Origin of the sequence: Methylobacterium oxalidis, assembly GCF_007992195.1 — a bacterium.
Classification (GTDB): domain Bacteria; phylum Pseudomonadota; class Alphaproteobacteria; order Rhizobiales; family Beijerinckiaceae; genus Methylobacterium; species Methylobacterium oxalidis.
The window spans coordinates 1-3,189 of the sequence record NZ_BJZU01000235.1 but is presented as its reverse complement, the minus strand read 5'-3'; the positions used below and the strand labels follow the sequence as shown (position 1 = coordinate 3,189).

General features: G+C 63.7%; 5 protein-coding genes. 2 read left to right on the top strand and 3 right to left on the bottom strand.

Annotated features, from left to right (window positions below):
* Together MOX02_RS32585 and MOX02_RS29915 are read right to left on the bottom strand one after the other, a co-directional pair.
* Nucleotides 1-151 (bottom strand): MHYT domain-containing protein (locus tag MOX02_RS32585; RefSeq protein WP_244948462.1); only part of this gene is annotated, 151 nt, incomplete at its 3' end.
* 386 nt (nt 152-537) lie between these two features.
* On the bottom strand, nt 538-1,539 hold the full coding sequence (locus MOX02_RS29915) for a ribonuclease Z (protein WP_170268055.1): 1,002 nt from the start codon (nt 1,537-1,539) through the stop codon (nt 538-540).
* A 332-nt stretch (nt 1,540-1,871) separates the two neighbouring features.
* Here MOX02_RS29915 and MOX02_RS29910 point away from each other — a divergent pair, with 332 nt between their 5' ends.
* A complete protein-coding gene (locus MOX02_RS29910; protein ID WP_147029395.1) occupies nt 1,872-2,141 on the top strand; it encodes a hypothetical protein in 270 nt (89 codons plus the stop codon).
* A 52-nt stretch (nt 2,142-2,193) separates the two neighbouring features.
* On the opposite strand, the gene MOX02_RS29905 is transcribed toward MOX02_RS29910, so the two are convergent.
* Nucleotides 2,194-2,466 (bottom strand): usg protein, encoded by a 273-nt coding sequence (locus MOX02_RS29905; protein ID WP_147029394.1) that lies wholly within the window; start codon nt 2,464-2,466, stop codon nt 2,194-2,196.
* Nucleotides 2,467-2,756: 290 nt separating this feature from the next.
* Here MOX02_RS29905 and groES point away from each other — a divergent pair, with 290 nt between their 5' ends.
* Nucleotides 2,757-3,071 carry a co-chaperone GroES gene (gene groES, locus MOX02_RS29900; protein ID WP_147029393.1) on the top strand — a complete coding sequence of 105 codons (315 nt, stop codon included), beginning with the start codon at nt 2,757-2,759 and terminating at the stop codon, nt 3,069-3,071.
* Nucleotides 3,072-3,189 lie beyond the last annotated feature (118 nt).

Here is a 3,189-nt window from a genome sequence, read left to right as displayed (position 1 = left end):
GGATCGCGCCGCCGATGGCGGGCGCGAGCGGGAGGGCGGCAATGAGCGATACGGCGAGACCGATACCCGTCAGAGCAATCGCGAAGACGAGGGAGAGGACCGTCAAACCCACATTGTAGCCACTCGGAAGCTCGGGCTCGAAGGCCAGCATGGCGACGAAGTGGGTGGCCCAGATGCCGGCTCCTCCAGCTACCGCCGCAACACAGAGCCAGGCTGCTCTCAGATTCCGGGCGGCTTTACAGGCGTGACGCAGAAGCCCAACAGCTGTCCCCGCCGCCAGCGTGCAAATGGCAGCCGCCAGAGTGACAAGCCAGGGATCATGTGCGGCAACAAAGCAGCCAACAACCTTGAGCATGAAACCGAGCCATTACATAACTTAGAGTTTCTAGTGTATGCGATGCGTTTGACTCGAACATTAAGCCGAGGTCAGCCCGACCTCTCAAATTGTAACGGGCTTAATAAAGTTTGCGCGCTTCGCTCCGGCATGCCTGCTATTAAATCGGGCGCAAATTCGCTGCGGCTCAGCAAGCCGGGCAATCAACGGGGCTTAGGCCGGCTCTGAGGCTCAGTCCACTCAAGGGCGAGCAGCTTGCTAAGCGTCAATACTCTTAGTGTGTGAATGTGGAATGGCACGGCGTGCCGCACACCCGCCTCCCGTGCCAGTGCACCGGCCCGCGCAGCCGTGAGATGGCGCGTGCGATCTGCCACCACCCGATCGGCATCCAGGAACACCGCCTCGATGAACAGCGTGTCCGCCTTCTCGGCCAGGGCGAGAATTCGGGCGGCATTGTCGACCGTGTCGGCTGCATCGGTGACATAAGCAACCTTCTGCCCGGGCCCGACTCGAAACGCTTGCACGGCGAGCTCGCCGAGGGGCAGCGTTCGTCCCTCCCCGACCGGCACCGGTGTGTCGGGTGGCAAGCTGCGGCGCACGGCGCGCTTCGCCTCAGCAAGCCAGGGGCCCGGCACGAGGCCGAGCCGCTCCAGCGCGCCCTGCCAGACGTTCACGCGCACCGGCTCCACGAGCGCGAAAGCGAGCGATGGTATGCCGTGGTCGAGCACCGCCGCCTCGATGCGGAAATCCTCCTCGGCAAGCACCAGCCCCCGCCCGAGATCAGGCGGCTCGATCCATTGCTGACGGAACTGTTCCTGCGCGCGGAACTCAGCCGCGGCTCGGAGCCGCGCGTCGGCGAACTCGGCGACGCGCAGGCGGAAGTCCGGTGAATGCGCGCCGAGGAGGTTCCAGCTGTAGCTGTGCAGGCGGTGTGCGATGCCCGTGATGAAACCATCTGGTCCGACCAGGCGCAACGGCCGCGGCCGGTGCAGACAGACGCGCAGCAGGCGATCGAAGCCGGCGAGATGGTCCATGTGGGCGTGTGAGACGAGAACGTCGCTCACGCGCATCAGCTCGCGCGCCGAGAGGGCGGCAACCTCGCCGAGGTCGAACAGCAGGGCGCGGCGGCCGAAGCGAAAGTCGGCGAAGACGCCGGGATCCGAGAAGGGGTCGTTGATGAGGCGGGGCTGCACGAGTTGGCTCACGCTCGCCAACGCGGCAAGCGGCAGGCCCGTTCGGCATCAGGTCAGGCCATCAACGAAATGTGCAACCCAGACTTACATTGCACGTGAGTGCTGAGATCCCTGCTGGCTGCGGGCGCAAAGGAGCACGAAGTCCCAGAGGCCCCGCAGGAGCCAGAGGGGCATCGAACTTGGGCTCACCTGGTGTAGATCACATCCTGGGATGCTGCCGAACCACGACGCTCTTCGAAGAACGCCAGATACTCGATCAACCGCAAGAGCGAGCGCCCTCTTGAAGCTTGGCCGGCGCCGTCACCATCTCACCGGCTGGAGTTGCGTTGCGTGAGTATGCGAACATGATCACGGAGCCGAGCAAAGCCTACATCGTCCTTCCTTTTGAGCGCGTCGGCACGACGATCGGTGCCCGACAGGTCCTGATCTTCGACGAGCCCGGGAAGGCGCACGCCTGCGCTGAGGCGCTGAGCCTGCGGATGAGCGGCGTCGCGATCGTGGAGCGGACCGTGGACGTAGAGACCGGCGTGGAGGAGGACCGCCTCCTAGTCGCAGGTGGTGCCGTGCCGCCCTTCTTGCAGGGTCCGGCCCACTGGACCATGCGGCTGCATTGAGCTTCCGCGAGGCACTTCGGGCGGGCCGATTGGTTCAGCCCCACCGCGCGACTCAGTGGAGCTGGAATTCTCCAGCAACAGTTCGCAGCTCGGCGGGTTTGATCAGGCGGCTGTGAGCCACCTTTACGGAGTGAAGGGGACCATCGAGCGTCTCCTGCCAGAACGCGAGGAAGCGCCGCAGCTCGGGAAACTCCGGGAACAGGTCGTGGTGCTGCCAGACAAAGGTCTGCAGCAGATGCGGGTGATCGGGCATGTGGTAGAGGATCTCGGCGGTCGTCAGGCTGTAGCCTTCGAGCTGACGACGGAAGGCTGTCGAAACACTCATCGCGGCACCTCGTTCGAAGGTCTGAACAGATACGCTGACCCAAGCAAGAAGGTTGCCGCTGCGGCATTCAAGAAATCAAGAAGTGCGAATAGAACCAGACGCTTAGCACTCATGTGACTTGACTGCTGCCAAGCATTATCAATCCACTCTGGCACTCTCATGCGGCGAGTGCTAAATCCCGTGGGTCGGTCCGACGCGGAGGGGCTTGGTCTCAGCTCGGCCGTAGCTGGGCAGCTCGTCGGAGGGCCTGGCGAACTTCTCGACCCGTAGCTTTCGCACAGGAGACAAGTATGGCGTTCCGTCCGTTGCACGATCGAGTCGTTGTCCGCCGCATCGAGGCGGAAGAGAAGACCAAGGGCGGCATCATCATCCCAGATACCGCCAAGGAGAAGCCACAGGAGGGCGAGGTCGTCGCCGTCGGCCCCGGCGCCCGCGACGAGCAGGGCCGCGTGACGCCTTTCGACGTGAAGGCCGGTGATCGCGTGCTCTTTGGCAAGTGGTCCGGCACGGAAGTCCGGATCGACGGCCAGGACCTTCTGATCATGAAAGAATCCGACATCATGGGCGTGATCGAGGCCCAGGGTTCTCTGCAGCAGGCCGCCTGATCCTGGGGCTTGCCCACATCGTCATGTCTTTTGAGGAGTGACAAACATGGCAGCGAAAGAAGTCCGGTTCTCGTCCGATGCCCGCGAGAAGATGCTGCGCGGCGTCGACATTCTGGCC